Source organism: Streptomyces altiplanensis (genome assembly GCF_053591575.1).
Genome location: NZ_JBSFUB010000198.1, coordinates 1 through 4,219, shown reverse-complemented (window position 1 = coordinate 4,219; position 4,219 = coordinate 1). Strand labels below are relative to the sequence as shown.

Annotated in this window: 3 protein-coding genes; 1 reads left to right on the top strand and 2 read right to left on the bottom strand. The window is 72.0% G+C overall.

Translation table 11 applies throughout. The features are described from left to right. Nucleotides 1-92: 92 nt before the first annotated feature. A complete protein-coding gene (locus ACWD0Y_RS36215; RefSeq protein WP_450264509.1) occupies nt 93-671 on the bottom strand; it encodes a TetR/AcrR family transcriptional regulator in 579 nt (192 codons plus the stop codon). A 10-nt stretch (nt 672-681) separates the two neighbouring features. Beyond that, nucleotides 682-1,971 carry a glycoside hydrolase family 1 protein gene (locus tag ACWD0Y_RS36210; RefSeq protein ID WP_450264508.1) on the bottom strand — a complete coding sequence of 430 codons (1,290 nt, stop codon included), beginning with the start codon at nt 1,969-1,971 and terminating at the stop codon, nt 682-684. Between the two features lie 258 nt (nt 1,972-2,229). On the opposite strand from ACWD0Y_RS36210, the gene ACWD0Y_RS36205 reads away from it, so the two are divergent. Beyond that, entirely contained in the window at nt 2,230-3,882 is a 1,653-nt protein-coding gene (locus tag ACWD0Y_RS36205) for a family 20 glycosylhydrolase (protein WP_450264507.1), read from the top strand. The last annotated feature ends 337 nt before the right edge of the window (nt 3,883-4,219 follow it).

Genomic DNA, 4,219 nt, shown 5'->3' with positions numbered 1-4,219 from the left:
CTGGTGACATCCAGCTTGGTGACCAGCAGGTTGTCCTGCGGGCCGCCCAGGGTCTTCTCGACCTCCTCGGGGCGTCGGCCCTTTTCTCCCGGTCAGGTCTCCCGCCGCAGGTCGAGGAGCCGCATGATGTCGTCGATCGGCTGCTCCATGTCCGTCGACCGGTCGATGAGCCACTGCAACTGGATGCCGTCGGCCACCGCCAGCAGCAGTACCGCCAGCCGTTCGGCGGGGACCACGGTGGTCATCCGCCCCTCGTCCATCCGCTTCTGGACGAATGCGGCGACCCGCTCCCGCAACGCCGGATAGCGATCGGCGAAGTGCTCGTGCGCCGGGTGGCCGGGGTCGCTGGCGGCCGCGGCCATCGACACGAACAGCTCCACCAGGCCGGGGGTCTTCGCACTCTCCCGGATGATCTCCCGGTAGCTCTCGGGGCTGGTGCGCTCGTCCTGCCGCATCCGGGCGGTCTCGTCACGCATCCGCAGCACCTGTGTGAGCAGGTCCTCCTTGGAGTCGAAGTAGTGCATCAGGCCGGGCAGGCTGAGATTGCACTTGGCGGCCACCTTGCGCAGCGAGGTGCCCCGGTACCCCTCGGCCGCGAAGATCTCCAGAGCCGCGTGCAGGATCTCGGTGCGCTTTGCCTCGCCCTTCTCGTACGGGCCCCGTTTCGCCATGTCCGTCAGCCTAGCCCGCGGAGGGAAGACCGGCGGACGCGGCGACCGGGCCGCTGGGGATGCGTCCGGCGCGGGCCAGGGAGCCCAGCCAGCGGGCCGATTCCTTGGGTTCGCGGGCGAAGGTGTGCGGGTCGACCGCGATGAGCCCGAACGTCGGCCGGTAGGAGCCCCACTCGTAGTTGTCCAGGGCGCTCCAGTGCAGATAACCGCGTACGTCGACGCCGTCGCGCATGGCCGAGGCCAGGCTCGCCAGCGCGTCTGCGGTGTACGTGATGCGCAGGTCGTCGTCGCCGGTGGCGATGCCGTTCTCGGTGACCAGGAGGGGGACGTGCGGACCGACCACGCGAGCCGTGTGCCGCACCGCCTCACCCAGTGCCTCGGGGTAGATCTCCCAGCCGGTCAGTGTGGTGGCGGCGTCCTGCGGCACGGGGAGCGGACCGTCCGGGCCGATCCGGTGGCGGGTGTACGCCTGCACACCGATCCAGTCGTCCTCACGGGCGGCCTCCAGGAAGACGTCCTCACGCGGCCGGGCGTACGCGGCGGCTACCTCCTCCGCACCCGGCTCGGCCTGGTAGACCTGGTTGGCGACGGTCCAGCCGATCTGCAGCGTGGGGTCGGCCGCCTTCAGGGCGGCGGAGGCCGCCCGGTGGGCCCGGATCAGCGCCCGGGTGACTTCCGCGTCCGGCTCGGTCGTGGCGGGATCGAAGGCGACGGCGCCCGCGTGCTCCCCGCCCGCCGAACCGGTGTCACCGTCCGCCTCCCGGGCGGCTCGGCGCATCAGGGTGTGCATCAGCGCGATCATGTTCGGCTCGTTGATCGTGGCCACGTGGCGGACGCCCGCCCCGAGAACCTCCGCGGCCACGCTCGCGTAGGACGCGAAGAGATCGGCCGACTCGGGCGACGCCCAGCCGCCGAGCCGGCTGAACCACCACGGCGAGGTGAAGTGATGCAGCGTCACCACCGGGGTCAGGCCGCGCTCCAGGGCTCCGCGCACCATGGCGCGGTAGTGCTCGAGGGCTGAGCGCGAGATCCGTCCGCGCTCGGGCTCGATGCGGGCCCATTCCATGCTGAACCGGTAGGAGTTGAAGCCGAGTTCACTCAGCAGGTCCATGTCCTGCGGCCAGCGGTGGAAGCTGTCGGCCGCGTCCCCGCTGCGCTCGGCGACGAAGCTGCCGGACCGGTTCTCGACGGCCCACCAGTCGCTGGAGACGTTGTTCCCCTCGATCTGGTGGGCGGAGGTGGCGGCTCCCATGAGGAAACCGTCCGGCAACACGAGGCCAGGCATGGCCGAGGACGTCATGCGGGAGCTCCTTTCGCTTCGGAGCCGCAGGCCGGCGGACAGCCGGCCTGCGGCTCCATGAAAAGCGTTCATTGATCGGTTTTCGTGTTAGCGTACAGGCGGATCCGGTCCGGCAGGAAGAGGCGGCAGCGTGTACGCCGCTCCGGGCACGGCCCACCGCACCGGGGCCCGGCGCCGACCTGACGAGGACGCCGGGTCTTGGGGCCGGTGTGCACACGGGCCGGAAGCCGGACCCCTATCAGCCCGGTGGAGGAGATCATGAACGCCGTCATTCCCCGCCCCGCACGGCAGACAGCGGCAGTCGTCGGCGGAGATCCGCACGGAGAACCGCACGGAGATCTGCAGGTCGCCGGAGCCTGGCGGATCCGAACCGCCGGCGACCGGCTCACCGCGGTCGCCGGCGTGGTGCGCGCGCTGCTGGAACCGCACCTGGGCGACCGCCTGCTGCCGGGCCCGGACGGCAGCACTCCCGCCTCCGTCCTCGATGCCGGTTCCGGTCCCGCCACCCTCACACTCGCCTTCGACGAGGCACCGCCGCACCGCACACCCGTGGGCGTCTCCCCGTGCGGCGGCCCGGAACCGGCGGACGAGTCCTACCGCCTCACGGTCACCGAGCGCGGCATCACCTGCCGGGCCGCCACCGCCGAGGGCGTGTTCCGCGCCGCCACCACGGCGGTCCAGCTGATCACGGCATCTACTGCCCGGCTCTCCTGCCATGAGCTGACGGACGCCCCGCACTACGCGTGGCGCGGCCTGATGATCGACCCGGCGCGCGGTTGGCTCACCCCGGACGAAGTGCGTCGCGTCATCGACCTCGCGGCGCTCTACAAACTGAACGTGCTGCACTTGCACCTGACGGACAACGAGGGCTGGCGGCTGCAACTGCCGGCCACTCCCGAGCTGACCACGGCCGGGGAGGACGGCACACCGCGGGAGTTCTACACCACCGAGGACTACCGCGCCCTCCAGGAGTACGCGGCCGAGCGCTTCGTGACCGTCGTCCCCGAGATCGACCTGCCGGGCCACTGCGCCGCCCTGCGCGAGGCCCTGCCGGGACTGCCGGCCGCACCCGCGCCGGAGGGCCTGGCGGGACGTTTCCCGTTCGTACCTCCGCTCGACCTCGCCGACCCGGCCACACGGGACACCGTCGCCTCGGTCCTCGCCGACGTGTGCCGGCTGACCGCCGGCCCCTTCGTGCACATCGGCGGGGACGAGACCGTCGGGATGACCGAGGACAGCTTCATCCTCGCGATACGCGAACTGCGCACCCTCGTACGGGCGTCGGGCAAGCGGCCACTGGCCTGGCAGGAGTCCTCGCGCGCCGGGATCACCCAGGACGACATCGCCCAGTTCTGGGTGGACGTACCGATGATGGACCTGCCCGACACGGAGGAGGAACTCGCCCGCCGGCCCGAGCTGCTCGCGGCCGGTCACACCCTCGAACTCATCAGGGCCCTCAAGACGTTCTTCGCCCCCGCCTGCCATGACGTCGCCCGCATCGTCGACGGGGGCGGACGCGTCCTGCTGTCCCCGCAGTCCCACCTCTACCTGGACCGCCCCTATGCCCCGGACGTGATGCCACCCGGCCGGGCCGGTAGCGCCGCCCGCCTGGGGTTCGCCACCTACCGGCCCCGCGGTGTCCGTCACACCGCCGCGTGGGAGCCCGCCTCCCACGGGATCCCCGAGGCGCGGATCGCCGGAATCGAGGCGACGCTCTTCGGCGAGTCGGTCGAAGGGCTCGACGACCTGACCACTCTGCTGCTGCCACGCCTTGCGTCCGTCGCGGAGACCGCGTGGACCGGCCGGGCACCGGAATGGAAGGACCACCGGGACCGCGTCGCCCGCCACGGCCGGCTCTGGCGGGAGCGGGGACTCGCCTATCTGGCCTCCACGGAAATCCCCTGGCCGTGACCGGGGAGCAGTCCTCTGGTCTCCTGTGACCGTACGCGGACCCGGCCGGGGAAGGGCTGCGGCCGGCAGTGGCCGGGAACGCGGTGCACCAGCCGCGGGCGGTGCTCGGCGGGATCAGCCCACTGGCCCGGCACCGCCTGCTGGTGGGCGGGCTCACCCCGCCTCACCTCGGTGTCCGGGGCCCATGCCCAGCTCCACCGGCACCGGCTCGGCCTCCCCGGCGACAGCGTTTTCCTCACGGGAGGACCGCCGATGTCTTGCTGTCCCATTCCGCATTCCGCAAGCGGACAGGGGGGTGGGGGGGGGGGGGCGGCGGGGCGCGCGCCGCCCCGCCAGA